The 23,254-nt window shown below is 63.7% G+C and carries 33 protein-coding genes; 19 read left to right on the top strand and 14 right to left on the bottom strand.

All coding sequences use genetic code 11. The features are described from left to right. Nucleotides 1–7 precede the first annotated feature (7 nt). From ACFFGN_RS02020 to ACFFGN_RS02080, 13 genes are all read right to left on the bottom strand, one after another. On the bottom strand, nt 8–505 hold the full coding sequence (locus ACFFGN_RS02020; RefSeq protein WP_380043494.1) for a hypothetical protein: 498 nt from the start codon (nt 503–505) through the stop codon (nt 8–10). Continuing rightward, the gene (locus tag ACFFGN_RS02025; protein ID WP_380043495.1) at nt 502–891 is read right to left on the bottom strand and encodes a DUF5403 family protein; all 390 of its coding nucleotides are present in this window, start codon (nt 889–891) and stop codon (nt 502–504) included. Before ACFFGN_RS02025 ends, ACFFGN_RS02020 begins: the two co-directional genes overlap by 4 nt. Before the next feature lie 9 nt (nt 892–900). Further along, on the bottom strand, nt 901–1,722 hold the full coding sequence (locus ACFFGN_RS02030; RefSeq protein ID WP_380043496.1) for a hypothetical protein: 822 nt from the start codon (nt 1,720–1,722) through the stop codon (nt 901–903). A 43-nt stretch (nt 1,723–1,765) separates the two neighbouring features. After that, nucleotides 1,766–2,101, bottom strand: coding sequence for a hypothetical protein (locus ACFFGN_RS02035; protein WP_380043497.1), 336 nt, complete (start codon nt 2,099–2,101; stop codon nt 1,766–1,768). Then, entirely contained in the window at nt 2,098–2,574 is a 477-nt protein-coding gene (locus ACFFGN_RS02040; RefSeq protein ID WP_380043498.1) for a hypothetical protein, read from the bottom strand. Before ACFFGN_RS02040 ends, ACFFGN_RS02035 begins: the two co-directional genes overlap by 4 nt. Before the next feature lie 53 nt (nt 2,575–2,627). Next, nucleotides 2,628–3,683 carry a phage major capsid protein gene (locus ACFFGN_RS02045; protein ID WP_380043499.1) on the bottom strand — a complete coding sequence of 352 codons (1,056 nt, stop codon included), beginning with the start codon at nt 3,681–3,683 and terminating at the stop codon, nt 2,628–2,630. 72 nt (nt 3,684–3,755) lie between these two features. Beyond that, nucleotides 3,756–4,301, bottom strand: coding sequence for a hypothetical protein (locus ACFFGN_RS02050; RefSeq protein WP_380043500.1), 546 nt, complete (start codon nt 4,299–4,301; stop codon nt 3,756–3,758). 20 nt (nt 4,302–4,321) lie between these two features. Then, on the bottom strand, nt 4,322–4,819 hold the full coding sequence (locus tag ACFFGN_RS02055) for a hypothetical protein (RefSeq protein ID WP_380043501.1): 498 nt from the start codon (nt 4,817–4,819) through the stop codon (nt 4,322–4,324). After that, a complete protein-coding gene (locus ACFFGN_RS02060; protein WP_380043502.1) occupies nt 4,816–5,811 on the bottom strand; it encodes a VG15 protein in 996 nt (331 codons plus the stop codon). Before ACFFGN_RS02060 ends, ACFFGN_RS02055 begins: the two co-directional genes overlap by 4 nt. A gap of 56 nt (nt 5,812–5,867) precedes the next feature. Further along, the gene (locus tag ACFFGN_RS02065) at nt 5,868–7,322 is read right to left on the bottom strand and encodes a phage portal protein (protein WP_380043654.1); all 1,455 of its coding nucleotides are present in this window, start codon (nt 7,320–7,322) and stop codon (nt 5,868–5,870) included. Between the two features lie 23 nt (nt 7,323–7,345). After that, complete coding sequence (locus tag ACFFGN_RS02070) at nt 7,346–8,788, bottom strand: terminase large subunit domain-containing protein (RefSeq protein ID WP_380043503.1); 1,443 nt, start codon at nt 8,786–8,788, stop codon at nt 7,346–7,348. A 285-nt stretch (nt 8,789–9,073) separates the two neighbouring features. After that, nucleotides 9,074–9,742 carry a hypothetical protein gene (locus ACFFGN_RS02075; RefSeq protein WP_380043504.1) on the bottom strand — a complete coding sequence of 223 codons (669 nt, stop codon included), beginning with the start codon at nt 9,740–9,742 and terminating at the stop codon, nt 9,074–9,076. 68 nt (nt 9,743–9,810) lie between these two features. Further along, a complete protein-coding gene (locus ACFFGN_RS02080) occupies nt 9,811–10,248 on the bottom strand; it encodes a phage terminase small subunit (protein ID WP_380043505.1) in 438 nt (145 codons plus the stop codon). A gap of 155 nt (nt 10,249–10,403) precedes the next feature. Here ACFFGN_RS02080 and ACFFGN_RS02085 point away from each other — a divergent pair, with 155 nt between their 5' ends. The 11 genes from ACFFGN_RS02085 to ACFFGN_RS02135 all read left to right on the top strand — a co-directional run bounded on the left by ACFFGN_RS02085 (nt 10,404) and on the right by ACFFGN_RS02135 (nt 18,825). Then, a complete protein-coding gene (locus ACFFGN_RS02085; RefSeq protein WP_380043506.1) occupies nt 10,404–10,946 on the top strand; it encodes a hypothetical protein in 543 nt (180 codons plus the stop codon). Next, entirely contained in the window at nt 10,943–11,641 is a 699-nt protein-coding gene (locus ACFFGN_RS02090) for a DUF8453 domain-containing protein (RefSeq protein WP_380043507.1), read from the top strand. Before ACFFGN_RS02085 ends, ACFFGN_RS02090 begins: the two co-directional genes overlap by 4 nt. Nucleotides 11,642–14,024: 2,383 nt before the next feature. Next, complete coding sequence (locus ACFFGN_RS02095) at nt 14,025–14,723, top strand: hypothetical protein (RefSeq protein WP_380043508.1); 699 nt, start codon at nt 14,025–14,027, stop codon at nt 14,721–14,723. Between the two features lie 26 nt (nt 14,724–14,749). Continuing rightward, nucleotides 14,750–15,313, top strand: coding sequence for a hypothetical protein (locus ACFFGN_RS02100; RefSeq protein ID WP_380043509.1), 564 nt, complete (start codon nt 14,750–14,752; stop codon nt 15,311–15,313). Next, nucleotides 15,310–15,876, top strand: coding sequence for an antirestriction protein ArdA (locus tag ACFFGN_RS02105; RefSeq protein WP_380043510.1), 567 nt, complete (start codon nt 15,310–15,312; stop codon nt 15,874–15,876). Before ACFFGN_RS02100 ends, ACFFGN_RS02105 begins: the two co-directional genes overlap by 4 nt. Nucleotides 15,877–16,121: 245 nt before the next feature. Next, nucleotides 16,122–16,523: a hypothetical protein gene (locus tag ACFFGN_RS02110; RefSeq protein ID WP_380043512.1), complete on the top strand. Its 402-nt coding sequence runs from the start codon at nt 16,122–16,124 to the stop codon at nt 16,521–16,523. 23 nt (nt 16,524–16,546) lie between these two features. After that, on the top strand, nt 16,547–16,888 hold the full coding sequence (locus ACFFGN_RS02115) for a hypothetical protein (RefSeq protein WP_380043513.1): 342 nt from the start codon (nt 16,547–16,549) through the stop codon (nt 16,886–16,888). Further along, on the top strand, nt 16,885–17,292 hold the full coding sequence (locus tag ACFFGN_RS02120; RefSeq protein WP_380043514.1) for a hypothetical protein: 408 nt from the start codon (nt 16,885–16,887) through the stop codon (nt 17,290–17,292). The genes ACFFGN_RS02115 and ACFFGN_RS02120 overlap by 4 nt, the downstream gene beginning before the upstream one ends. 226 nt (nt 17,293–17,518) lie before the next feature. Further along, nucleotides 17,519–17,923, top strand: a complete 405-nt coding sequence (locus ACFFGN_RS02125; protein ID WP_380043515.1) for a hypothetical protein — start codon at nt 17,519–17,521, stop codon at nt 17,921–17,923. Beyond that, nucleotides 17,920–18,507 carry a hypothetical protein gene (locus ACFFGN_RS02130; RefSeq protein ID WP_380043516.1) on the top strand — a complete coding sequence of 196 codons (588 nt, stop codon included), beginning with the start codon at nt 17,920–17,922 and terminating at the stop codon, nt 18,505–18,507. Before ACFFGN_RS02125 ends, ACFFGN_RS02130 begins: the two co-directional genes overlap by 4 nt. Nucleotides 18,508–18,513: 6 nt before the next feature. Beyond that, on the top strand, nt 18,514–18,825 hold the full coding sequence (locus ACFFGN_RS02135; RefSeq protein ID WP_380043517.1) for a helix-turn-helix domain-containing protein: 312 nt from the start codon (nt 18,514–18,516) through the stop codon (nt 18,823–18,825). Between the two features lie 51 nt (nt 18,826–18,876). Here ACFFGN_RS02135 and ACFFGN_RS02140 read toward each other — a convergent pair whose 3' ends face one another. Then, the gene (locus tag ACFFGN_RS02140) at nt 18,877–19,200 is read right to left on the bottom strand and encodes a hypothetical protein (RefSeq protein WP_380043518.1); all 324 of its coding nucleotides are present in this window, start codon (nt 19,198–19,200) and stop codon (nt 18,877–18,879) included. Nucleotides 19,201–19,370: 170 nt separating this feature from the next. Between ACFFGN_RS02140 and ACFFGN_RS02145 the strand changes: the two genes are divergently transcribed. The 8 genes from ACFFGN_RS02145 (at nt 19,371) to ACFFGN_RS02180 (ending at nt 23,089) form a co-directional block, all read left to right on the top strand. After that, entirely contained in the window at nt 19,371–19,505 is a 135-nt protein-coding gene (locus tag ACFFGN_RS02145; RefSeq protein WP_380043519.1) for a hypothetical protein, read from the top strand. Further along, entirely contained in the window at nt 19,502–19,717 is a 216-nt protein-coding gene (locus tag ACFFGN_RS02150) for a hypothetical protein (RefSeq protein ID WP_380043520.1), read from the top strand. Before ACFFGN_RS02145 ends, ACFFGN_RS02150 begins: the two co-directional genes overlap by 4 nt. Beyond that, nucleotides 19,708–20,157: a hypothetical protein gene (locus ACFFGN_RS02155; protein ID WP_380043521.1), complete on the top strand. Its 450-nt coding sequence runs from the start codon at nt 19,708–19,710 to the stop codon at nt 20,155–20,157. The genes ACFFGN_RS02150 and ACFFGN_RS02155 overlap by 10 nt, the downstream gene beginning before the upstream one ends. A 3-nt stretch (nt 20,158–20,160) precedes the next feature. Further along, nucleotides 20,161–20,490 (top strand): hypothetical protein, encoded by a 330-nt coding sequence (locus ACFFGN_RS02160; RefSeq protein WP_380043522.1) that lies wholly within the window; start codon nt 20,161–20,163, stop codon nt 20,488–20,490. Between the two features lie 76 nt (nt 20,491–20,566). Beyond that, nucleotides 20,567–20,944, top strand: a complete 378-nt coding sequence (locus tag ACFFGN_RS02165; protein ID WP_380043523.1) for a hypothetical protein — start codon at nt 20,567–20,569, stop codon at nt 20,942–20,944. Further along, the gene (locus ACFFGN_RS02170; RefSeq protein ID WP_380043524.1) at nt 20,944–21,447 is read left to right on the top strand and encodes a hypothetical protein; all 504 of its coding nucleotides are present in this window, start codon (nt 20,944–20,946) and stop codon (nt 21,445–21,447) included. Before ACFFGN_RS02165 ends, ACFFGN_RS02170 begins: the two co-directional genes overlap by 1 nt. After that, nucleotides 21,444–21,623 carry a hypothetical protein gene (locus ACFFGN_RS02175; RefSeq protein WP_380043525.1) on the top strand — a complete coding sequence of 60 codons (180 nt, stop codon included), beginning with the start codon at nt 21,444–21,446 and terminating at the stop codon, nt 21,621–21,623. Before ACFFGN_RS02170 ends, ACFFGN_RS02175 begins: the two co-directional genes overlap by 4 nt. Nucleotides 21,624–21,880: 257 nt before the next feature. Further along, nucleotides 21,881–23,089, top strand: coding sequence for a tyrosine-type recombinase/integrase (locus tag ACFFGN_RS02180; protein WP_380043526.1), 1,209 nt, complete (start codon nt 21,881–21,883; stop codon nt 23,087–23,089). The last annotated feature ends 165 nt before the right edge of the window (nt 23,090–23,254 follow it).

A 23,254-nucleotide genomic window follows, 5' to 3' on the forward strand; every position in this document is an offset into this window, starting at 1 on the left:
CTCCGTTCTATGGCGGGGGATAGGGGCGCGTACGTGGTTTGCGGATGGCGACGTTGAACCGGGTCTCGTAGCGGTGCACGCCCGTGGGGAGGTCGGCGTACTGGACAGGGCCGGTGGCGGTGGCCCAGTCGGTGGCGCGGCGGGGCGCAGATTGCATTTCCAGGTGGAGCAGGTGTCCGCGGCCAGGGATGACGAGGCTTGTGAGCCAGGCGTCGCGCAGGATGACGCGGACTGCTTCGGACAAGATGGCGGCGTCTTCGTCGCCGTCCGGGTCTGCGCAGAAGCAGTGGACGTTGAGTTGGGCGGCGTCGGTGAAGCGCATGTCGCCGGCCCAGGTGCCGAAGTTGTCGCCGCGCCGGATCAGCACGAGTGGGAAGTCCTGGTCAGCGCGGATCAGCGTTTTCACCTCGACGCCGGTCAGCCGGGGTTGAAGGATCGCGAGGATCAGGTCTTCCAGTGGCGATAGTTCGGCCAGGGCGCGTACGGCGTCGGGGAGACCGGTCACTGGGGTTTCACCTTGATGGGGCGCCTGCGTTTGATGGGCAGGTTCGCGGCCTCGTGCAGGATGAACAAGCCGTCCATGCCGGGGATTTCGACTTCGAACTCGTTGCCGTCAGCGTCTTCGCGGGTCGTGGTGTAGGCCCTGCGTCCGTACTCGATCGACAGTGCGGCCTTGTCGCCGCGGTCGTCGGATAGCACGACGTAGTGGTCGACCTTGCCCTGCTCGACATCGATTTCGGCGTGGCCGTCGAGGCGATGTTCGAGCAGCTTCTCTTCGGCCCGCACGGCGATCTCGAACGTGCGGGCATCCAGTTCGGCCTGCACGCCGGGTTCAACAGCGAGGTGTTTGGTGAGCTTGCGGCCACCGACGGAGTTGTAGATCTTGGCCAATCAGCCTCTCTATCGCAGTAGGTGGGCGACAGCGCTTACGTCACTTGCAGGAATCGCGCCCGGTAGACCGATGAGCGCTGTCAACCAGCCACCGGGCCCGCTGACCACCCGAATCTTGTCCGGATTGATCGAATGGACAGTAAGGAGGATGTCGTTACCTCCGCTGGGCCGTACTTGCTGGATCATCGTTCGACGATAGAGGTCTAGGACTTCCTGCAGCACGCCGATAACTGGTTCGTGACCAGCGGTTCCGTCGGCTGGCTGCTGCCGCAGGGGGTACTTGCCAGTCGCTTTGATGTCGAGATTGAAAAGCGCTAGTAGGCACAACTGGCGATACGTAAGCTCGTCGAACTGCTTGACGAGATAGTTCGCATAGGCCGTATCGACCTCAGGGGTGAAGATGAGGTTTCCAACGAGCTGTCCCATGAGGGGGACTTTGCGTTCCTGGTGCTCACGGCTGACAGCGTAGAGCGCTCCTTCCGCGATCTCGGTGGCAGCCGAAGGCGTTTGATCAGTTGCGAACCAGTCCTCGCGAACTCTACGGCCTGAGCGCAGGTTCGCTTCGATCACCGCAACGATTGCCTTGGTAGCCGTGGAGAGCCGCGCTTGCTCACGTCTACTTAACTTGCGCTGCATCAGCTCGTCAAAGGTTGCCGTGACAGCCGAAGTTGCCAACGAACCACCCGCTGCTCCGAGACCGGCGCCAACGGGGTCCCCCGTTAGGCCGCCGATGACGGCACCAGCGGTGGCGCCCACGAGGTCTGCGGCTTGGTGAACGATGCGGCGACGGCGCTCGCTCGAACCAGATCCTTCACCGTCCTGTTGCTCCATCTCTCAAGGGTGTATTACTCGCGATGGGTGAGCAATGAGATACCTATGGCCTTTCGCGGATGTCGAGTGACCAGTGCCTGGTGTGCCGGGTGCCGTGGTGGTAGGCGGGGGGAGTGACAATGTCCCAATGCCGGCCGTTCCACTCCACGCGTGACCACAGGTCCACGTCGGTCAGGTGGGCGGCGACGATCATGCGGGTCACGTTGATCTGCTGCTGGCCGGGTACTTCGGCTCGCGCGGAGCGTTGCGGGATGAACGCGGCCCGCACGATGTGGGGACTGTCCGGGTCGGCGCCGCGGGTGTGATTGCCGCGCCGGTCGGTGACGATCTTGGTCTTCCACACCTTCGCGACCTGGCCGCGTCGGCGTTGTGCGCTCACCATGGTGAGTCGTCGCGGTTGAAGAGCGGGAACGGCCGGTTGGGTTCCTGCGTGGCGACGAGGCCTTCGCGTCGCTGAGGTGGTCGGGGCTGGTGCCAGGCGATGATCTCGACCGAGTACAGCCCGGCGGTGTGGTTCGCCATCGCGCGCAGCGCCTTCAGTTCGCGGTCGGTGAAGTAGGCCGATCCGGCGTCGTGGCCGCGGTCGGTCCAGGCGACGGTCTCGTCACCGGCGCGGGAGGTGGTGTAGCCGTCGTGGTTCTTCATGTGCCGGCCAGCGGCTTTGAGGATCAGGTTCTTCACCGGCACCGGTGTGACGGCCGGGGAGAGCCATCCGGGTTTGCCGTAGAGGCGTGCGTCGTCGGACAGGTCCGCGATCGCGCCTTCGGCCTCGCGGGTCTCGTCGGCATCGAGTTCGAAGGGCAGTCGTGCGGCGAGTTCGGTGATGGTGACGAGCGGTTCGGGCTCAGCCAATCGGCCTCCCTTCGGCCGCCGGCCACGCGGGATACGTGACCGGCGGGTGCTGGTTAGGCGTTGGCGGGGTCCGTCTCGGGCTTGGGGCCGGTCGGTGTCCAGACCTTCGCATCGCTGATGCCGGTGATGCGGGCCAGCTCGGAGCCGGCTGCGGGGTAGTCCGAGGCGCCGTCGAGCAGCAGCTTGATGCCGCGGACGAAGTACTCGGTCTCTGACACGAACTCGGCTTCCTTGGCCGGATCCCAACCGACCAGGACATCGGTGATGGAGCGGAACCCGGCGTAGGTGTTGACGATGGAGCGGTCCCAGAAGTAGTCCGGGTGGTAGTCACGCATCCACCGCATCGAGATCCCCTCGAACGATTGCGTGGCACCGAACGGCACCGAGGCTGGCACCTCAGGTGCGGCGTTGAGGAAGATGAACCCCGCGCCCGCGAACGCATACGCCGCATCGCTCGGGATCGTCTGATCAACGACGATGTTGAACCCTGACCGGCGCCCGATGGTCGCGTTGCGCAGACTGGATTCGGATTCGTCGTCGCCGACGTTCTGGGCAAGGTTGAGCTTGTCGTCGTTCAACAGTGCCGACTCGAAATCAGTGCCGACGAGCAGGTACCGGTTCTCGTTGGGCACGTTGAACTTGTTGAGGACGCGACGGGCTTCAACGATCGCGCCACGCAGGTTCCGCTCGGCGTTGCCGACCGTCACGTTGTACTGCTGGTTGGTCAGCAGCGACACCGCACGCCGCCCGAGACCTCGCGCGACGGCCTTGACCTGCGGGCGCAGGAGCTTCGACCAGCCGAACAGGTCGAATTCCAGCTGCTCGTCGGTGGAGCGGACACCGGAGTAGACGTTGCCGCCGAAGGTGACGGGGAACTTGCGTTCCTTGTAATCGTCGAACTTGATCGGCTGCGACCGGTCGTTACGCCAGGCGTAGTCGTGGAACGGCAGCACGCCTTCGACCTTCACTGAAACGGTGTCGTCCTCGGCGCCCTTGAACCGGTCGATCGATTCTTTCTGGAACAGCCGCGGTACGAGGAGTTCTTGTTCGAGGAACCCGACCGCTGCGGCGGCGAGCTTCTGTGGTTTGACTACGAGATGTTCGGCCAAATAGCCCTCCTGGGCATGCAAAAGCCCCCACGGTGAGCGTTGGGCTCAGCGCGGAGGCATTAATGGTTTGGTCTAGATCTTGAGTACGTCTTTCGGCCAGGCGATATCGATTCCTAGCTCGGACTGCATCGCTCGCACAAGTGCTTGATATTCAATTTTGGATTCGCGGTTGTATATCACGTCAGTGTCCGGTTGGTCATAGCCATTCCAGAGGTGATGTACCGCAAGCGCTGCGATGTGTGACAACTCCGGGCCAGCCAAAATAGTCAACTTAGCGAGCGTCGCGTCGATGTCTTCCAGTGCCGCAAGGGCTTGGGCTTCTCTCCGCGATATCTCTGATGGCTCTGATTCATCCTCTATGTATGCGTCCGAGTAATTCTCGACCACGAGTTGCGTCGCCCGCTCCTTACGGGCGAACTCTGTGTACACCAGGTACCTCTCGTCGCGCCATCGAGCAGCGTTGTCGCGCTTGGCCTGCATTAACTGGGACTGAGCCTGAGCCTTTGCGCCCGCATGGGATACGAGTAGCTGGGTTAGAGCGGTGACGAGGCCGCCGGCCAATGTTCCACCCAATGCGACAAGCGCGATGAAGACACCCTCACTGAGAATCAAAGGCATCCGAAGATGCTAGCCGGGGCTCATGGGCGCGGCCGCCGGCCGCGCCCATACTTACGAGCCAGTTCGCCGGGGTCGCTCGGCTCGCTATCGGTGTCGAGAGGGTTGAGTCCACCACCGAGCTCCGGCGGTACGGCGGGTGCGGCGTACTTCTGCAGCCGCTTCGCATGCTCAGCCAGCTCGGCCTCGGTCTCACCGCGCAGCAGCTCGGCCAACTCCGCGGGGAGCTGGTGCTTGGTTGCGACGGTGCTGATGAGGACCTTGCGTTCTAGCTCAACGTTTTGCTCCTTCAGCGCGGCGGTAGCGGCTTCGAAGTCTTCAGGGGTCTTCGCCTTCGACAACGCGCTCTCCGCTTCGCGGAGCTTCACGCGATAGTTCGCGGCCTCGGCGTTCGCCTCGCTGATCTGCTTCCGGACCCACTCGGGCAGCTGATCGGCCGGCTCCTGGCCCGGCGTATCAGTCGCAGATGGTGCGGCGGTGGTCTCGATGGTTGCCACGGTGTTGGGGTTGGGGGTGGTCATGTGGCGGCCTCCTGGGCATTGGTGGGTTGCGCCGCCTGGGCGCGTTGCTGTCGGCGGATGAAGGTCCGCCAGGCCTTGAGTGCGGCTTTGCCGTTGAGGCCCTTGGTGACCTCGGGCCATAGCTCGGCGTACTCGCGGTTGAGATCGAAGCGAGGTGACTCGAACTGGGCGGCAGTGAAGACGATGACGGTGTCGCAGTGGCAGTTGTCGTGGTACTTGTCGCCATCGCTGAACAGCGCGGACTGTTCGCTGCGGTAGACCGCCCCGCGGGAGATCAACATCGCGCACCACCCACACGGCGTCCCTGACTTCGAAACCCGCGCCCAACCCAGGGCACGTTTGTCGCGGGCAGCGATGCTCCAGGTGGTGGAACGTCCCCCGTTCATGACAAGGCGTTCCAAGGTGGCGGCTTGGCGGCGACCCGCCTGTTGGTGGGCGTCGTCTCGTTGCTCGTCGACGACATCGGCCGGTTGGCTGGTGTCGAGGTCGTGGGTCTTGCGGTTGAGGTTCAGCGGACCGAGCTGGAGTAGCAGTTCGGCGGCTTCGCGTTCGGCCTCAGCTTCGATCCGGGCCTGTTCGCGTTCCAGCTCCTCTATCTCTTCCACCAGTATCCGGTCAGCATCGTCGCTGTCAGATTCCGTATCGCTGTCGTCGACGGGATTGGGTTCATCAGGCGCCGGTTCGGCCTCGTCAGGCGCTGGTGGCGGGGTGGATTGTGGATTGGCCAGGGCGATGAACTCGTCGCGGAGTACGTCGAGAGTGATGTAGCGGGGTTCGGGTTTGCGGGGGTTGGCGATGGTGGTGCCGGTGCGTAGCGCTCTGGCGAGCCGGTAATAGGCCAGGGCCAGATCACGGGAGTAGCGGCGTCGCGTCATGACGAGCCGGATCGCGGTGCGCAGCCAGTTCGCCGCGGTGGCGGGCTGGCGGGTTTCGGGCATCTGGTTCCACAGCGAGATCGCGTCCGCCAGGGACTGGATGCCGACCGCGGTCAACGCCGCGTGGTAGGCGGCGTCGACCTGATCGGCCTCGGCCTGCCGTGCCGGAGCCGTCATGCGGCGGCGGGTAGTTCACCGGGCAGTTGGGGTGCCAGCTCCGGCCCGAATCCGCTGCCGGTGGCGCGGCGCAGCGCTTGGGCAAGCTGGAGATCGGCGTTCTCTTCCTCGGCCAAGGTCTCCCATTCGGAGATCTCGCCCGAGGTGACGCCAGGAACTCGCTTCCACAGCCCCTTCCTCGGAATGCCGAGCGCTTCCGCGAGCTTGCCGAGAGCATCCGATGCCTGCGCGAGCGAGCGCTGTTCCATGTCGCGCCACAGCACCTCACCGGAGTAGTCCTCCGCCGAATCGGTGCGTCCGTCGAGCTCCGCAGCCAGACGGAAGACCCGTTCCCAGGATTCGCCGAAGGCATTACGGAACTCGGTGATCTTCCGGGCCAAGGCGGTCTCAGCCGCTAGCAGTGCTTCGGCCGACAGGTTCGCGATCTGCCCGAGCAGGTGATGCGGCGGAGTCTGGGATACGGCGGCCAGGTGGCGGATGGACATGTCGATCGAGGCGATGAATCCATTAAGCGGTGTCGCGTCGAGCGATCCGAAGCGTACGTCTGGGTCTTCGGCGAACAGGAACCGGCGTGCGTTGTGGTTCATGGGGATCGGTTGGCGCTGCCCATTCGCATCCAGGACCGGTTCGCCGGTTTCGGGGTCCCGGCGAACCGGTGGCGCCATGCCAGTGGCGGTGCGGACCTGCACCGACCCATAGGTCTGCGCGACCAGGAGATCGAAGACGGTCTGGTTGATCCGGTTTTGCAACGGGATCATCGGCTCGACCACGCCGACCGTGCGGCCTTCCAAATCGACCGCAGCGGCAAACCGGGTGACTGGGCACTCCGAGGCGCCGTGCAGCTTGCCTCCGGACACGAGGATGGAGCGTTCGTCGGTGTAGGACTTGAACGACACCGCGTATTCGCGCAACCCGTCGAACAACCGCGCTCGGCCCGGCGTCGCGCTGGTCGGCATCCGGGTGACAATCAGAGCTGCGTAGGGGGTTTCGTCGTTGGCCGGGTCCTCGAACACTGCGGATGTGCGCAGCGCCGACAGGCCCTTGGAGCGCACGCCTTTGCGGGTGCGCTCAGTCAAGGTGAACGCGTGGCCATAGGTGAGGGCGCCCCGGTAGACGGCGGACTGGCGGGCATCGAGTCGCGAGGTCTGCCAGTGGTTCATCTCGAACCGGCCCGGTGTTGCGCGGCCGGCGCGGAAGTCGTCCACGTACAGCGCCTGGGCCGGGGTGCCGACCAGCAGTGGCATCCAGTTCGACACAGCTCGTTGGGCGAGCAGCCGGTATTCGTCGTCGCTGTTGGGCGGCATGTACGGGTCGTCGTGGCGGCCGTGGAGGTAGTCGTCGATGCGTTCGAGGCGATCGCGGTCGGTGTGCAGAATGCCGAGCAGCTGGACTGCCAGACCACGGGCCGAGCTGGCGGTGACGGTGTCGATCGATTCGGTGGCTTCGGTCAGTGCTCATCACCTCCAGAAGGTGGTTAGAGGAAGTAGCCCTGCCCGGTTCGGGCGCGCAGCTTCTTGCCGCGGGTGCGTACGTCGTGAAGCGCCTCATGGGCCAGCAGGAGTGCGGCGTACAGGTCGACCTTGCGGGGCGATTCGCGGGACTCCTTGCCGAAGGACAGGCCGTAGTTGTTGACGCGGCGCCGCGCGTTGAGGACGTGGCGCTTGAGGGCGAGGTCGCCGTCGTGGCGCAGCTTGGCGTCGAAGATCGAACGGACGAGGCGCTCGTGAGCGCGGGTGACGCGTTGCAGCGAGGACCGCATGTCGAACGACACCCCATCGCGTGAACCGTCCGGTTTCACGACCAGGCCTTCGGCGTAGGTCTCGGACCATTCGGCGATGTAGGACTCCCAATAGGCGACATCGGCATAGAACGCCTGCACCCGGTAGGTACCGAACGCGTCATGCACCGCGGAGTCCACCTCGGGACGATTCACTTCCCAGCCGTCGCCTGCCGGGCCATCGGGGCGGTACCAGTGACCGAGCACGAACGCCGCCGCGTCGGCGAGACGGATCGCGACCAGGGCAGTGTCGTCATGGGACTTGGACCCGTCGAACCCGAGCACAACCTCATCGCCAGGCAGCAACATGAGGTCTGGTTCCTCGAGTACCCGCCAATGTTCGGGACCGTAGATGGCGTCCTGGTCGGCGACGATCTGGTTCAGCCACATCCGCCGTGACCGTGCCGCCGACAGTGTGGTGTCGAGAACAGACTGGATGATGGTTTCGGGGCGCAGCCAGATCGCGTCACCGCGGATCTTCGGCAACACAATCAGCAACGCTTCCGGCGTCAACGGCGTCGCGGGATGCGCTTCGATCGAGTCGTACAGCGAGCCGGTGTCGACGGCGCGGCCTTCGAGGATCTTGTCGTGCGCCTCCCGCATCCGCTCCGCGACCGAGTCTTCGCCCGGCAGGTAGGCGTTGGTGATCGCGAGGTAGCGCGAATCCTTCTTGGTGGCGTTGCCATCGATCGTCTCGTACAGCAGATGGCCCTTGTTGCCGGCCACCCAGTGATGAGTCTCGTTCAGCAGAACGAAGGTGGTGCGCTTGCCCTCGATGGCGCGGTACGACGAGGTAACGGCTTGAAGGTGCTGGCGGCCATTGTTGGCGCGGATCAGCTCCGCGCCTTCCTTGATGCCGTAGTGCGCCTTGAAGTGGTCCGACATCAACGCCGGGATCAGCGACATCGTGTTCGTCGTCTGCGACTGGTTCACCGCGGTGACCTGCACCCAGGCCTGCGGATGCGGGATGCCGACCGGGTCGCCGTCTTCATCCCAATGGGAGAACCGCGACGGCCCCACGAACTCGACGAGACACAGGACAGCGAGCAGGGGATCTTTGCCCCAGCCCTTCATCCGCTGGAGAACGCCCTTGCGGTAAATGAACCGGCCCGACTCATCGAGGGCGTACCACCACAGCACGAACCGGAGCTGCTCTTTGGTGAACTTCCACGGCCCGCCGTCTTCAGCGAGCAGGTACTCGGCACACCAGCCGGCGATCTGCCACCCGAGCGTCGTGCGCGGCAGCAGCCACGACCCGTTGGAATTGGTCTGCCAGGTAGGGCCTAGATAGGTGGGCTGGAGTGCGTCGATCTGCGAGGGGGTGAGCGCAGCCGGCAGGACTGACCACCCCCTCGCGGTGCAGCCAGGGGCTGTCTAGTTGTAACTCGCACCGATCCATCGGCGCAGCTCAGCGTTACGCGTTCATCATCGGATCATCTCGGCGGCGCTGATGAGGTTGTTGGTCCAGGTCGGCAGCTTCTTCAGTTGCTCTGCCGCATCGAAGAGCATTTCGGCCGAGCCCTCAAGGTGTCTCAATTGGTCGGCCGACATACTGAGCATCTCCGCCGTACCTTCACTTACTAGCGGTCGATTGAAGCGCGAGGCCCGGAGCTCCTTCAGCAGGGGACGCAGCAACGCTGCTGCCTCGCGGTCGAGGCTCTCCAAGCGGTCCACTGCTGTATCGAGCCTGTCCAGCTGCACGGCCAACTGCTCGGAAATGAGTGATTGGAGATCGTCTTCGGTGAGTTCACCAACAGCAGCGAGGGTTTGCTGGTCTCCTTGCTCGGCCTCTCCCTTCCACCGGAGCAGAAGCTCAACCGGGTACTCGTTCTCATGATTGTCAATAGTTTTGTGATGGGCATCGCACAACAGAATTAGGTTTACAAAATGGTTCCTTGACGCCTCCGGTAGCTCGGTGTTGAACCGGGCACTACCGGGTTTCAGGCCAAAGATGTGTGCGATCTGGACCTGCAAGACTGGCTCGCTGTTGACGAACTGAACGATCGGATGTGTGCACGTCGGCCAATAGCACGCGCCGCGGGATAGCGACATGAGGGCGGCGACAGTACCTGAGCGATAGGAACGACTGGACAAAGCAACTCCCTGTAGTGAACAACGGCGACTACAGAGAGTGTTTCAGGTCCTACCGACAGTTCAGATGGTCATGGCGCGTCGTCGACGACGCCGAGGTCCGCCTTGTAGTCAGCGATCGCTACCAGGTGCGCTGGCGTGGTGTCGGGCTCAGGCTCGTGCAGCTCGATGCGGACACGGCGGCGGTCTGCTTCGGTGACTAGGAGCCGGTCCATGGCGGACAAGATCGCCTGAAGCATCTGCCCGGAGCGTTTGTTGCCGGACTTGTAGTAGGACAGGTCGTCACACAGTGAGTAGGCGAAGGCCCAATCGGAGTCCTGATAGAAGTCGGCTTGCCCGGAGGTGCTGAGTGACTCGAACAGCCGGGTCGCGATCGGGTGCCAGGCTGGATCGGCATCGGGGGCCTGGGTGGGGCGCAGCCGGCCTTTGGTGACTGGTGTCTGGTCGGAGCCCTTGCGGTGGCGTGGGCGGGCGAGGTCGTTTTCGCGGTTCGGGATCGGTCCGGGCACGGGTCACCTCCGCCTAGCGATCGATCGAATGGATGTCTGGTGTGCTCTCATCGGTATGGGATAGGCGGCATGCCCTGGAACTGCCCTCCGCGATACCCGCGCTACACGGCGAGTGCTTGCGGTCCCGACGGCAGTACCAGTGCGAACCTTGTCGCATGCCCGAATCGGTTGTCGTCTTCCTCGCTGGTAGTGCCGCCACGCTCGCCATCCAGTGGGTGATGCACCTGCGGCAGGCTCAGACGAGCAATGAGCAGGCGCTTCGAGCGGCACGGCACAGGCTCTACCCAGAATTCCTGGAGGCCACCAACGCCGTGATCGAGATCATGAGCGCCGCCAAGGTCAATAATCCGAAAGACTGGCCGAGTACCGAGAAGATCCAGGCGGCCTTATCGGCTCATCGAACTGTCGGCACTGCTGTGCAGCTGATGTCTGCTAGCGCTGAGGTGATCAAGTTGACGGAGCAGATGGTGGTAAATGCTGGAGCGGACCTCACTGCTGTGTTCTGGCGAGCTGCTCATTCACCTCCGGTCCAGTCGCCGGATCCAGACCACGGACTACCTCCGCGCGCCCTCGAACCTGACCACTTTGACGAGTTGATGGCGGCGATGAAGAAGGAGCTAGGAATCAAGCGGGCAGGGCGGTCAGTGGGTTGGCTCCGTCTCCCTAAGGGCGGCCCCAGGGACCGAGAAGTGTCATGAACATCCTTGCTGATGCAATGCCCGAGCGTGGCTGGTGGCCGTTGGAGACGTCGGCATGGATAGCTGTGGCCTCAGCAATCGTCGCGATGCTCGCGGTGGCGATTTCTGTCTGGCAGGCGAAGTCCGCCAAGGCCCAAGCCCAAGCAGCCAGGGAGCAGGTGTCGATCGCGAAGGAACAAACAGAGCTTCAACGAAAGATCCACACGGACTCGCTTCAGCCCTACGTGTACGCGGACATCCTCCTGGATCCGGTGTCGAAGACCCTCGTGGATGTTCACTTGGAGAACACCGGCCCCACTGTCGCTACGGATGTTCAGGTTGAGTTCGATCCAGCACTGAAGTCGACGCTTGAGGTAGAACGAGGCGTTGCTATGCCTGACATGCCCGCTAGGTTCTCGTCGATTCCGCCAGGTCGTCGGATGAGCTGGACCCTGGACAGGGCGACGGCCATCTTTGATCCTGCCAACTCGGACATCCCGCGGAGCTATACCGTCCGCATCACTGGAGTTGGTCCCTTCGGGCCCATGGAACCGTTGGTCTACGTCTTGAATCTCAACGATTTCGCGACCACCGCGGCCAGGAACAGCGGAACCCTCACCGAGGTGTCGCGGAACCTGAAGGACGTGTCGAATGCCCTCAAGCTAATCCCGAAAGAGTTGTCGAAGCTCAAGCGGCAGCGAGACGAACAGGCGTAGTTCTACGCCATGAGCCCAGGGTGGACTTCTGATCTTTTGAACCTTCGACTTTGGTCGCGCCGCGCCGATGCACTCGCACCTGCACCTTCTCGGCCAGACTTCTTCTGGTGGTGCCAGTGACACAGGCTGCGGAGGTTCTCATGGCTGTGATCGTCACCTGGGCGATCGTGATCCACCTCTGTTGCAGGCTCGGCGCAGCGGTCTCCGTAGATGTCGCGATGGGTACAGCGGTAGCCGTCATGGCGCAGCCGGCGCTCCCGGAGCCTCGGCCAATCCGACGGCAGCCGTTGCCGGCGATCTGAGTTCTGCCATCCAGGCATGGGCTCATCACCTCCGGCAACGGCTGCTGTGGTGTTACGTGGCGCGGTCCCGCCCGCGCTCCCCGATCAATGAAGGGTTCGGTTCCAGCCACGCCTCGTCGGCGACGGCCTTGCGGACGCGGGACCAAAACTATGGAGAAGCCCCCACTTCTACTCTCCCGATCAGGAACTCCGGAAGCAGCATGTCTGCTGAAGGTTCATGGCATCAGGCCAAGTCGGGCAGGGAAGATCAATCCCACTAGCTCTACTCTCCGGATCACCTGGCCAGAATGCAGCATCGCCGCGGAAAGCTTGCCGAGCCCAGGTGAAGTCGCGCCGGAGAGAAAGGCCCTCTACCTCTACTCTCCGGATCAGGAACCCCGGATGCAGTACTTCGCGCCGCATGTCCTAGGTCACAGTCGCAAGGATGCTGCATAGCTCGAAGCTGACCGGGAGAGTAGAAGTGTAACTAGCTTTGCTTTAATGGCGACCAGCAAAAGAAGTCCCGGCTGAGTGCTGCATTCGCTGATACTGATCGGGAGAATAGAAATATAGCTAGTCTATTTCCGCCTGAGACACATCAGGCAAACGGCGACACCGCCAACGGCGTCCTGGTGTCCATCGCCACCGCCGGCCCCTTTCGAGCTGAAGAAACCTATGCAGGCGACACCACGAACTGCGAGCGGTGTAGTTGGGCCTCCGGCCCTATGCCGCTGAGAGCGAAGCGGCGAGAGCGGCACGTGATACGCAATGCAGTATTGAAGCACTGCAATCAATTCCGGAAATGCGCATTTCAATGCCGCAAAACGACTCTCAAACCGTGGCGGGAGCGCAAAGGCTATGGACCACCGGTGCCGCGTTACCCGTATTAAGGGGTGTACCCCCACTCTTGCGCTGAATTGCAGCGAATAGCGCTTTGGGAATTGCCGAAGCGTGCATTCCTGCGGTAATGTTCTGTCTGTCGCCGCAACACAGCGACACCGGCGGAACGGTTCGCCGGGTGAAGCGCTCGACAGTTCCACTGCACAAGGTGTTGCGCAGTGGGCGAGCTGCCTCGTGCATCGGTCACGGATATGTCCGAGACAGGACCGGCCGCGAATCCTTAACTGGCCACCGATGTACAGATACCGCAACTCGCTCATGTAGCCGCAGCACCAACAGGAAACTATCGGTCGTCGCCCGTAGGTGAGCTGGGATGCCGGTACAACTTCATACCGAACCACGCCAGTAGCGCGGCGTGATGGCTCACAATCCTTGCAGTACTGGGATTGTGGGGAGGCGGTGAACCGTGCCCGTTGCGAGACGGGCAGGGCAGTGCACGGCGCGAGTAGCTGTTGATCCGGTATGCCGGTGGCAGCGAAAGGGTCTAGCGGCATCCCTGGCAGCACGCAGTAATGGCGTGTGCATGATCGGTCGGACGTATGAGACTTCTAGCTGTGCTTGCTAGTCCCGTGGGCATACCTGCGGAGAGCACAGCGGCGGCTCACCCGGAACGGGAACGGGGAACGATAGTGACCCAGCACCACCGCAGGAGTACGGCGGTGATGGTGGCGACACGAGTACGCCCCGACCGTGACCGGGTGAGCCGCTAACTAGCGGTTCTTGTTGGCCTGCTGGGCAGGCGTTAGGTGCATCGGGTGACAGCTGGTGCACGGCGTCAAGCGATAGACCGGTCGAACCGGACAGCAGGTACCTCGCAACTCTTCTGGCCTGTTCTGGGCCGCTGCATTGCCCTCATTGGTTGCTCGATCACTGCGATCGGGTTCGAGTCCCTAGGAGAGCTCTGCCATGACTGACCCTGTCTACAACCGCCACCCACACGGCCCAACACGTATCCGCAAAGCAGCTTCGCTGCGCAACAGGATGCGTCTCACTGATGGTGTGAAGCACCCGGTTCGAGTGCGGCGGATCGACCCTCAGAACGGCGCGCAGAGCCTCTGACACAGGGGTGCTGTGTGGCGAAACCGCGAGGATTCCAACGGGGGTGTTCTCGCGGTTCGGGTGTGGTGGCTCCCTGCCCGCTGATGATGCCAAGCCAATCTGACTTTCTTCCTTGTTTCGTTGACCTTTTGAAGGGCGGAGCTATGCCTAAACACGACTTGACTGCGGTGTATTCGACCGGTTCGCTGCACACGTACGGCCAGTTGGTCGGCAACTCGTGGAAGCCGGTGGGCTTCGATGAGGTATGGGACGGCGATACCGCGTGGGATCGCGACGTGCTGTGGCCGAACCAGGTGTGTTTCCAGCCGGTCGACGACAGCTACCTAGTGGGCTATCTGGTCCCGGAGACCGGGTGGAGTGACTACGGCGGCAGTGATGTCCAGCGTGCGAATCACAGCGCATTGCTGCGTGACTATGGCCAGGTGTTCGTGCGGATGGTCGGCGAGTACGGCTATCGCGAACTGATCGCGTCACCTGCCGCAGTGGATGCCGACACCGACGACGCCGCGCACCTGGTGGAGCTGTTTGCCCGGTTGCGTGACGAGTACCCGGTGTACGACGAAGAGCACCTGTCGCAGGTAGGGCAACTGATCGAGCGCGAGGTCTGGGATCACGCCGGTGTGTTCGATCTGCGTAGCGAGATCAGGGACCCGTTCGAAGCGATCACGGGCCGGGACCTGGCGCAGGTCAGCGATGAGCGGTTGACCGATCTGTGGTTCGAGCAGCTACCCGCCTACGACTTCGAATGCGAGTCGGCCGTGTCGGGCCGCTGGCCGGACTTCAAGGAGCGCGCCGCCGCGCTGCTGGCCCGCCTGCTGCGCGCCGAACTGGCTGCCGCGTGACCGCGCCGGGCAGCCGGGGAACCGCTGTGAACGTTGACGCGATGAAGGCTCTCCTCGGCTCCGACGCGGCGGCCATCTTTGGCCTGTTCGACCAACTGGATGAGGCTGAAGACGAGATCCGCGCCGCGATGCGCCGCCACCCTGACAGCGCAGACACGTTGTGGCACTCGATGAGCTTGCTGCAGCCGACGCCGCCACTGGGCGGGCGTCACCGTGCGTTCAGCGCGCATTGCCGTGAACTGCTGGAACGTGTCGCTGCCGGTACGGATACGCGTCTGGCGACCGATGCCGAGATGTTGTGCGCGTTGCTCGAAGCAGCCCTAGCGGCACCGCTGAACAGCGCCGGGTACGGCTTGGCAGGCCGGTTATGGAACCGCACCTTCCCGAGCCTGGATTCACCTTACGACGACCAGCCGCACTACGAATCGCTCTACGCGGCACGGATCGATGCTGACGAGGCCGACCTGCGCCGCCGATTGAGCGCGCCTGACCGTGTACTCGGTGAGATCCACTGCCATGGGTTTCACCATGGCCGACCGGTCGACTGTAGCTATGCGCCTGTGAAAGCAGCGGCCGGTGATGCGGCGTGACTGAATCGCGCGTATGGGTGGGCTGTGTTGCCTGCTACAGCCAGGGCCGATCGGTGGGCGACTGGGTCGACGCGATCACCGCCGACGACACCACAAGCACCCTTGAGTGGCGGGCGAGGGCACATGCCGACCTAGCCCGGCTCGTCCCTGAGGACCCGTGGGACGGGGTGTCGCGGCACGAGGAATGGTGGGTGATGGACCACGAAGGTCTGCCGCTGAACGGTGAGTGCTCACCATTCCAGGCCCAAGAGCTGGCCGAGTTCTGCGAACAGGTCGACAACTGCGGGGTTCCACTGGACGCGGTCCTCGGCTACGCCCAATGCACCGGCGATGACCTGGTCGCGGTCGACTTGGAGGTTTGCGAAGCCGCCTACCTCGGCCAGTGGGACAGCATCGCCGACTACGCCGAAGACCACGCCCGCGAATCCGGCTTGATCCCATCAGGCATCGTGTCGTGGCCGCTAGACTGCATCGACTGGGACGAGGCCGCCGGGCAGTTGTTCCACGACCTGTACGACGTCACGGCACCCGCCGGCGGAATCTATGTCTTCGACACCGTCTGACCGCCTCGTCGCGGTCCAGCAGCTCCTGGCGCTACCACTAGTGCATCCAGTGACACCTGACCCGCACGCGGTGTCGTGGAGCAGCCGAGCCGGTTCCGGCCGCGCGAAAGTGCTACGACACGGCGCAGCAGTGGACATCACCGCCACCGGTGTACCGGTCGAGCGTGCCGAGGCCGTGATAGCGATCCTGGCCGGTGCCCGATGACAGCCGCGAGACGACACCTCAACTGAAAAGGAGGCACGCGATGAGCAATACCCGCATGACCGAGTTCGCTGACCACTTCGCTCGACTGGCCGGCCTGGGCGATGCCCTGGACGAGTTCCGCGACATCTGGGGCACCACTCTCCTGGTTGACGAATTGGCAACCCGGATGACCTGCGACGAGGCGAACAGCCTGGCGAACCTTCTAGGGGCTCTGGGAGACGGCGATGTTGCCGGTCACATCCTGACCGCCCACACGGGAGAAGACGCCGAGGCGCCGGAACGGCTGGCCAGTCACGTGGACGACGACCGGATCGACTGGGACGAGATTGGCGCGATCCTCCAGGAAACCTACGGCCCAGAAAACCGACTGGCCGAGGCCGCCACATCCGATCAGCAGCACTGCGAGGAGTCCCTTCGTTTACGGGCTCGTCGACACCCCTGAATCATGACCATGAAGGAGGATCTATGGCGCTGACGTTACTGCCGATGGCACCGGATGCGGAGATGCGCTACGACGATCGACCAGTGATGCGGGTTCGCGTCACGGCATCGGCACAGTTCGAGGCGTACGTGTTCGCCGACAACTACGCCCACGGTGGCTGGCGGATCGGAACCGAGATTGCGGACGCGATCGAGCATCGTGCACCGCATCTGTCGGCCAGTGAGGACGGTGACGCGTTGATCGCTCTTGTCGGTGGTGGCAGCGGCCACGCCGTCCAGGTCGATGCCGACGTGGAGATCCTGACAAGCAACGACACCTCTCACGATGTGAAGCACGCGATCGAGGCCACCGAGGCCTGGCTTTGACCAATCACGATGAACAGACCGCCGCAGCGATCATCGACCCGGCTGGACACGTCTACACGTCCTGGTCTGACGGCTACGCGGTCGGGTTCGAGGTCGCCTCGCCTGACGGGACGACCGAGTACATCTACCTGTTCCCGTCCAGCCAAGACGACGGCAACGAAGCAACCGTGTTTCTCTACCACGGTGCGTTCGGTGATCCGGACGGCGACGAGCCGCTGCACTACTACACGCTATTCAGCGACCAGGAGCCAGAAAGCGGCGATGACTGCGACCAGGACGATCCCGCAACCGACAGCGAGCCCGTGACCGATCCGGGTAGCCCTGCTGAGACCTGGACCTGGTGCAGCGACCCATACCCGTTCCAGCCCCGCCGCAGCGCGCGCTGCCGCTACACCCGGCACTAACCCTTCCGGGCACATAGCCCGACCACCACCGCACACCGTTCAGCGCACCGCCATGCCCTTTGGCTCCGTGTGCTGCTGAGTCCTGCCATCAGCAACGAAAGGAGTTCTTCGCCTTGAAGCGCGCCACCCGCAAGAACACCCCGCAGGCCAAAACCGAAACCGTCCGCCGTCGCACCTACCGCGCCGCCCGTAACCGCCTGAACCGCATCAACCGAGAGGACTACACGTGAACCTGAAGACCATCACGACCCTGATCGCCACCGCCGGCCTGAGCCTCACCGCATTCACCGCCTGCGGTGACGCCACCGCCACCACGGCGACGGCCAACAGCACCGCGGCCAGCACCGCAGCAGTGACCAAGCAGCTCACCGGCGTCTACGGCAGCCACCGGCGCGGATACCTCGTGCGATGGGCAGACGGCTCGAAGACGACCTACGCACCGATCGTCGTCACCTTCAAGCGATGCGGCGTAACGCCGGTGAAGTCCAAGGCCTGCCGCCACCGCGCCAAGGCCGTCTACAAGCGGCTCGCCCAGCTGGCCAAGACCTCGCCGGTCTGCCACGAGGACCAGCCCTGCTGGGACCCCAAGTACATGGGCAACGGACGCGGCACACGCGGCAACGACTGGTGAGCGACGACCTGGTGGTGCGCGAGTCCGACACACTGCGGGTCCGGCTCGTGTACGACGGCAACAACGACTTCCCGGACTTCATCGAAGCCGCCATCATCAGCGCCGATCACCGCTACACCGACCACAACGACACCTTCGGCTGGGGGCGGCATGTGCGGCGTGCAGTGGAGCGGTACAGGCGTGATTACGACCTGGTTGAGCGGTACGCGCGGATCTTCCTGGGCGTGCGCGGCTTCCGCCAAGTCAACGTACAGCCGGACTCGACCCACTTCGCGCTGATCAGCACCGTCGACATTGACGCCCACGTCTTCGGTGACGGCGCAGAGGAGATCGCTGCGGCTGACGCCGAGACGTACCACCAGTGGGCTACTGGCCACGTCTACGGCTACGTGATCGAGGAACGTGCGGCCTGGGGCCGGCTCAACTCAGACGGCGAACCGCGATCGCGGCTCGCCGATCACGACGACTACCGCGAGACCTGGGAAATGGTCGAGGACTGCTACGGGTACTACGGCATCGACCATGCCGAACAGGCAGCACTCGAGGCCTACACCACCCACCTGGAACACGCCGCGAAAGGCTGAACCAGGATGCTCGATGCCGAAGGCACCTTCGCAGTGCGGATGCGGCAACGCCGTACCGCCCGCGGCCACAGCCTCGCCACCTTGGCTGCCTCGATCAACGAACGCATCCCCGGCACCAAGCTGTACACAGCCAGCACGCTGTCCCGGTTCGAGTCCGGTAAACGGCGCATCCATCTCGATGACGCCTACCGCATAGCCACCCGGCTCGGCGTCGAGATCGAGACGATGCTGAGCCCTGTCACCTGCACCGCCTGCGACGACTTCCCACCTGCCGGGTTCGTCTGCCAGACCTGCGGTGCCCAAGCTGTTTGGCCCTGACCGCCCTACAAGCGGACCACGTGAGGCTCGCTCCCCGATAGCCCACTGCGACTAGTCACCGCTGAAGTGGAGGCGTCGGTGGTGAGGGCGTCGCGGTGCCGGTTCCAGCAATGAGACAACCCGCAGTATTTGGACGATCGTTTCACGAAAACGCACAGCCTCGGGCTGGCCCGATAGCAATTCGAGCTCTGTCAACATCCTCACTGCCTGGCGTGCGTTGAAGTAGGTGTCGTCGTACCTATCGACGCCCCAAAGCAAGGGGTACTTATCTGGCTGTTCTGCCGCTAGTTCGCAAAGCTCGGCAACGGTGCCGTCGTCTCCCCAAGAGTCGACCAGCGCTCCTGTGTACTCGCGGACGTTAATGCTGATGCCCATAAGCACATCATGCCGTTTCGAAGACCAGCCAACGCTCTCGCACGCTCGCGCCGGCATGGCACGCACGTACAGCAACACCATCGCCGCGCCCGTCCTGCCCAACTACTACCGCAAGGAGGTTCCCTCTGCCGCACTTCGAAGCCGACATTACCGAAGTCCACCAGTTCCGGATGAGATTCGAGGCCGCCAGCCTGGAGGCTGCCGAACGCGACGCCGAAACACGGTTCCTGATCTCACCCGACCACTACCGCGAGGCCATCACCGACCGGCACATCAGCATCACCGAAACCGAGATGCCGCAATGAATCCCGAGCTGGTGATGCTGTTCGGCCGCTACGACGACTTGCAGCGCGAGTACGCCGACCTTGCCGAATTGGAGGAAGACGCCGCCGCCAGCGGTCTCAACCTGAACGCGAAGGTCGACGAGCGGCGAGCCGACCTCAACGAGACCTCCACCGACCTGCTCGATCACCTCGCAGCAGCACTACGAGAAGGGGAAGGAGTCACATGGGCCTGAACTTCGACCTCACCAGAATCAAGAACCGCGAACAGGTTTGCTCGATCACCACCGAGGCCGGCACCCGGATGAACCCAGTCACCGAAGCCCTGATCTTCGCCACCATGTTCACCGGCATCGGCCCCGTGATCACTGCCGAACTTGCCCCCGAGTTCTACGCCCGCATCCAGATATTCGAACTCATCAAAGGCGCGATCGTGCACAACCAGGACGGGCCAATGCCGATCACACTCGACGACGTGACAGCACACATCGGGCTCAAGACCAACGTCTTCGAGGTCGAAGACCGCGCCGCCTGGCTGGAACGGCAGTTCGTGAACCGCCACCCAGCCGCTGGCCCCTGGGACCCCGCCAAGCACCACAACACCGACTACTGCACTGACGAGGACTGCACCATCTGCCCCGAACCGATCCGCACTTATGGCGGTGAAGGCTGGTGAGCGGTGCCTAGGTCGCTAGCCAGGCTGCCGAGCCATCGCCGCCGAGCCGAAACAGGATTCGAGGCAACCCGGGCCTGCGATCCAGACGGCCTCGTCACCGTCACCATCCGGCGGCCCGGCTGGGCCGACCCCGAAACCCGCATCCCGCACCGCACCAAGCGGCTCACCGCCCACTGGCTCGGCCTCGCCTGGAGCGTCAACCACGTCCACACCACCGCGATCCTGCGTCACGCCGTCGACCAGAGCCTCATCTCGATACCCCTGACCTGGCTCATCGGCTTCGACCCACCCACCGATGCCGAACGCGACCAGATCACCCGCTGGACATCCTGACCCTCACTGACTCATACGGCGGCCAGCCCTTACCCGGCTGGCCGTTTCCATATCCCGCAACGCCAAGGAGAAGCGTTTGACCAACCTCGTCCGCAAGTACATCGAATTGCAGTACACCTTCGCGCCGGCCGTGGCCGCAACGATCGTCCAGCACGCCGCCTGGCACCCCAACGAGGCCGTGCGGCTGTTCACCGACGACGGCGGCATCACCGCCTCGATCAACCTCACCACCGCCTACAGCGACGCCCAAACCCTTGTCGACGCGATCGACCTGGCCTGGGACGAGGTCAGCCTGCACACACCCAACGGCGAGCGGGTCCCCGCACCCTGGCGGATGCTGATCGTCGACGGCGACGGCATGGCCGACCACGTCGCAACCCAGCGGGATACCGAAGCGGCTACGGCACCTCCGCCCGATGTTGATGATGAAGGGATGGCCGGAGCCAGCGCCTGATGGCCTTGAGCATCGGCAAACGCGATATCGCCAAAATGGTCACGGTTCTCAACAAGGACCATGCCGACATGGCCACGGCGGCACTAGCTGCCCTCGAAGCCGCGCTCGCGATCTTCGAAGCCAAAGCCAAGTACACCGTCGTCGGACAGCTCCACTGGAAGACCGGCCCCATCGATGCCGACGAAGCGGCCTCGAACCGGGTCGCGCTCGGCTGGTACGCCACCGTGAACCAGGCCGACAAAGACGCCTACGCGCTCACCTATTCGCCCCAGACACACGAGACGTTCCGCGCCTGGACCGTGCCGGTGCATCACGGAACGCCCGCCGCCTACTACGCGGCCCGCAAACAGGTCAGAGAAGCCGCAGAAGCCTCCTTGAGGTCCGAGCCCGAGCGTGAGCTGCAACGCCGCCAGCAGTGGTTCAAAGACCACCCAGACACCGAACCGCCCGCGGACTGGGGCTTCATCTGGAAAACCGGGCAAGCCAGCGGTGGTGACGCGTGAGTCTCAGCGTCACCACCGCCTGGTATCAGCCGGCCGAACCACTCGGCGTCGACGAGCGCGACCTGTACTGCGCTCACTGCGGTGACGACACCCCGCACACCACCACCCCATGGTTCCGCGACTGCATCGACGCCGAATGCCTGGTCTGCGGACACGAAACACAGCTCACGGACTAGGAGGCGCCATGCCATCAGCGCACCCGTGCGATCACACGACGGCACATCTGCGACCCATCGACTTGGCCGAACGGTGGCTGGTGTCCACAGGCCACCTGGCCAACCTGCGCAGCGATGCCAAAGGACCCAGATACCTGCGACTCGGCGGGCTGATCCGCTATCGCCTGGAAGACATTCAGGCATTCGAAAAGCGGAGCGCTGTCGGGACCGGAACGGAGTGACCCAATGCGGAATGACTAGCCAAGCAAAGGAGGACGATGGCACGTTCGTTAGGACTCGGGGAGCACGGCGAGATCGAGGCCGTTCCACAGAAGCGCGACACGGCTGGCTCTTGGAAGCGGGCCCCCAACGCCAGAAGCGCGGGGCGCTGGCGGGCGCGCGGCCGGGTCAAGGGCTACGACGGAACGACTGTCGATATCTCCCGCTTCGGTCAGACTAAGCGCGCCGCGATTGAGGCTGTCGAGCAGGCAATCGAGGAGCACCTGAGGGGCGGCGAGAACGCGATCACGGCGTCGATGACCGTGGTCGCCGCAGGGCGGTATTGGATCGAGCAGATTTCCCGCACGGACTCCAAGCTCAGCGAGAACACCGTCAGGGATTACAAGGGCGGCTTTCGCCGCTACGTCGAGGCGGAGGGATCAACGATTCGAGGGCTCACCCTCCGTCAGGCCAACGATCCACAGCGTCTGCTGGCGTTCCTGCAAAAGGTCGCCGACAACCACGGCACCGGCGCGGCCCACCTAGCCAAGAGTGTCGTCAGCGGCATCATCCGCATGGCTGTCGAAGCAGGGCCACTGACGTCCAACGCGATGCTCCAGGTCCGTAAGGTGAAGTCACAGACACCCAAGGTCGTGGCAGCCAAAGACCAGCGAGACCACCAGCGTGCCTTCACCGCCGAAGAGCGGGACATCGTGCTCGCCTACGCTGATGAGTACGCGCGGCGCCCGGGGCTCGATCCGAGAACAGTCCGCAAGTGGGAAGCCGTCGCTGACCTGCTGGCCTTCATGGCCGGCACCGGGGTGCGGATCGACGAGGCCCGCTCGATCCGCTGGGACCAGCTCTACATCCAGGACTCGCAAGCCGATATCCACGGAACCAAGACGCTCGGTTCGAGGCGAATGGTTCCTCTGCCGGATTGGCTAGCCGCCCGGATGCAGGCTAGGGCCGAGAGGCTCGGCACCGAGGGGCTGGTATTCGCCGCGCCGAGCTTCACCAAGGATCATGACCGCAAGTGGAGTGCCTCGAACTCCAACAAAGCCGTCCGGGTCATCCTGAACGGCGCAGGAATGAGCTGGGCAATCTCCCACACGTTCCGCCGCACCGTCGCGACGAGGCTCGACAAGGCCGGTGTCGCCCTATCCGACATTGCCGACCAGCTCGGTCACGCTGACCCCTCGATGACCGCCAAGGTCTACCTCGGGCGCGACTTCATGGGCAACCGATCGCACATCGCCACGCACCTCTGAGCCTCGCAGTTCCGTTACCAACAGCGTTACCAACCTACGCCGTGATCCCGCCTGAATCGCACTGATCGCTGCTGATGCTCGGGCGAGTCCAGCAGGGTCGATTTGCCTTATAGATAAGGCGAATCATGAGCAATGATGATGCCAGGTTAGGTGAGTGCCCGCGAA

This window comes from Kribbella deserti (assembly GCF_042434725.1).
In the GTDB taxonomy this organism is placed as follows: domain Bacteria; phylum Actinomycetota; class Actinomycetes; order Propionibacteriales; family Kribbellaceae; genus Kribbella; species Kribbella deserti.

Bases quoted from the DNA above. Each gene is read 5' to 3' on its own strand.
- ACFFGN_RS02085 (WP_380043506.1), top strand. From the start codon at position 10,404: ATGCCCGAATCGGTTGTCGTCTTCCTCGCTGGTAGTGCCGCCACGCTC.
- ACFFGN_RS02030 (WP_380043496.1), bottom strand. From the start codon at position 1,722: ATGGAGCAACAGGACGGTGAAGGATCTGGTTCGAGCGAGCGCCGTCGC.
- ACFFGN_RS02095 (WP_380043508.1), top strand. From the start codon at position 14,025: ATGCCTAAACACGACTTGACTGCGGTGTATTCGACCGGTTCGCTGCAC.
- ACFFGN_RS02135 (WP_380043517.1), top strand. From the start codon at position 18,514: ATGCTCGATGCCGAAGGCACCTTCGCAGTGCGGATGCGGCAACGCCGT.
- ACFFGN_RS02110 (WP_380043512.1), top strand. From the start codon at position 16,122: ATGAGCAATACCCGCATGACCGAGTTCGCTGACCACTTCGCTCGACTG.
- ACFFGN_RS02155 (WP_380043521.1), top strand. From the start codon at position 19,708: ATGGGCCTGAACTTCGACCTCACCAGAATCAAGAACCGCGAACAGGTT.
- ACFFGN_RS02055 (WP_380043501.1), bottom strand. From the start codon at position 4,819: ATGACCACCCCCAACCCCAACACCGTGGCAACCATCGAGACCACCGCC.
- ACFFGN_RS02180 (WP_380043526.1), top strand. From the start codon at position 21,881: ATGGCACGTTCGTTAGGACTCGGGGAGCACGGCGAGATCGAGGCCGTT.
- ACFFGN_RS02050 (WP_380043500.1), bottom strand. From the start codon at position 4,301: ATGCCTTTGATTCTCAGTGAGGGTGTCTTCATCGCGCTTGTCGCATTG.
- ACFFGN_RS02090 (WP_380043507.1), top strand. From the start codon at position 10,943: ATGAACATCCTTGCTGATGCAATGCCCGAGCGTGGCTGGTGGCCGTTG.
- ACFFGN_RS02150 (WP_380043520.1), top strand. From the start codon at position 19,502: ATGAATCCCGAGCTGGTGATGCTGTTCGGCCGCTACGACGACTTGCAG.
- ACFFGN_RS02145 (WP_380043519.1), top strand. From the start codon at position 19,371: ATGAGATTCGAGGCCGCCAGCCTGGAGGCTGCCGAACGCGACGCCGAA.
- ACFFGN_RS02140 (WP_380043518.1), bottom strand. From the start codon at position 19,200: ATGGGCATCAGCATTAACGTCCGCGAGTACACAGGAGCGCTGGTCGAC.
- ACFFGN_RS02170 (WP_380043524.1), top strand. From the start codon at position 20,944: ATGGCCTTGAGCATCGGCAAACGCGATATCGCCAAAATGGTCACGGTT.
- ACFFGN_RS02115 (WP_380043513.1), top strand. From the start codon at position 16,547: ATGGCGCTGACGTTACTGCCGATGGCACCGGATGCGGAGATGCGCTAC.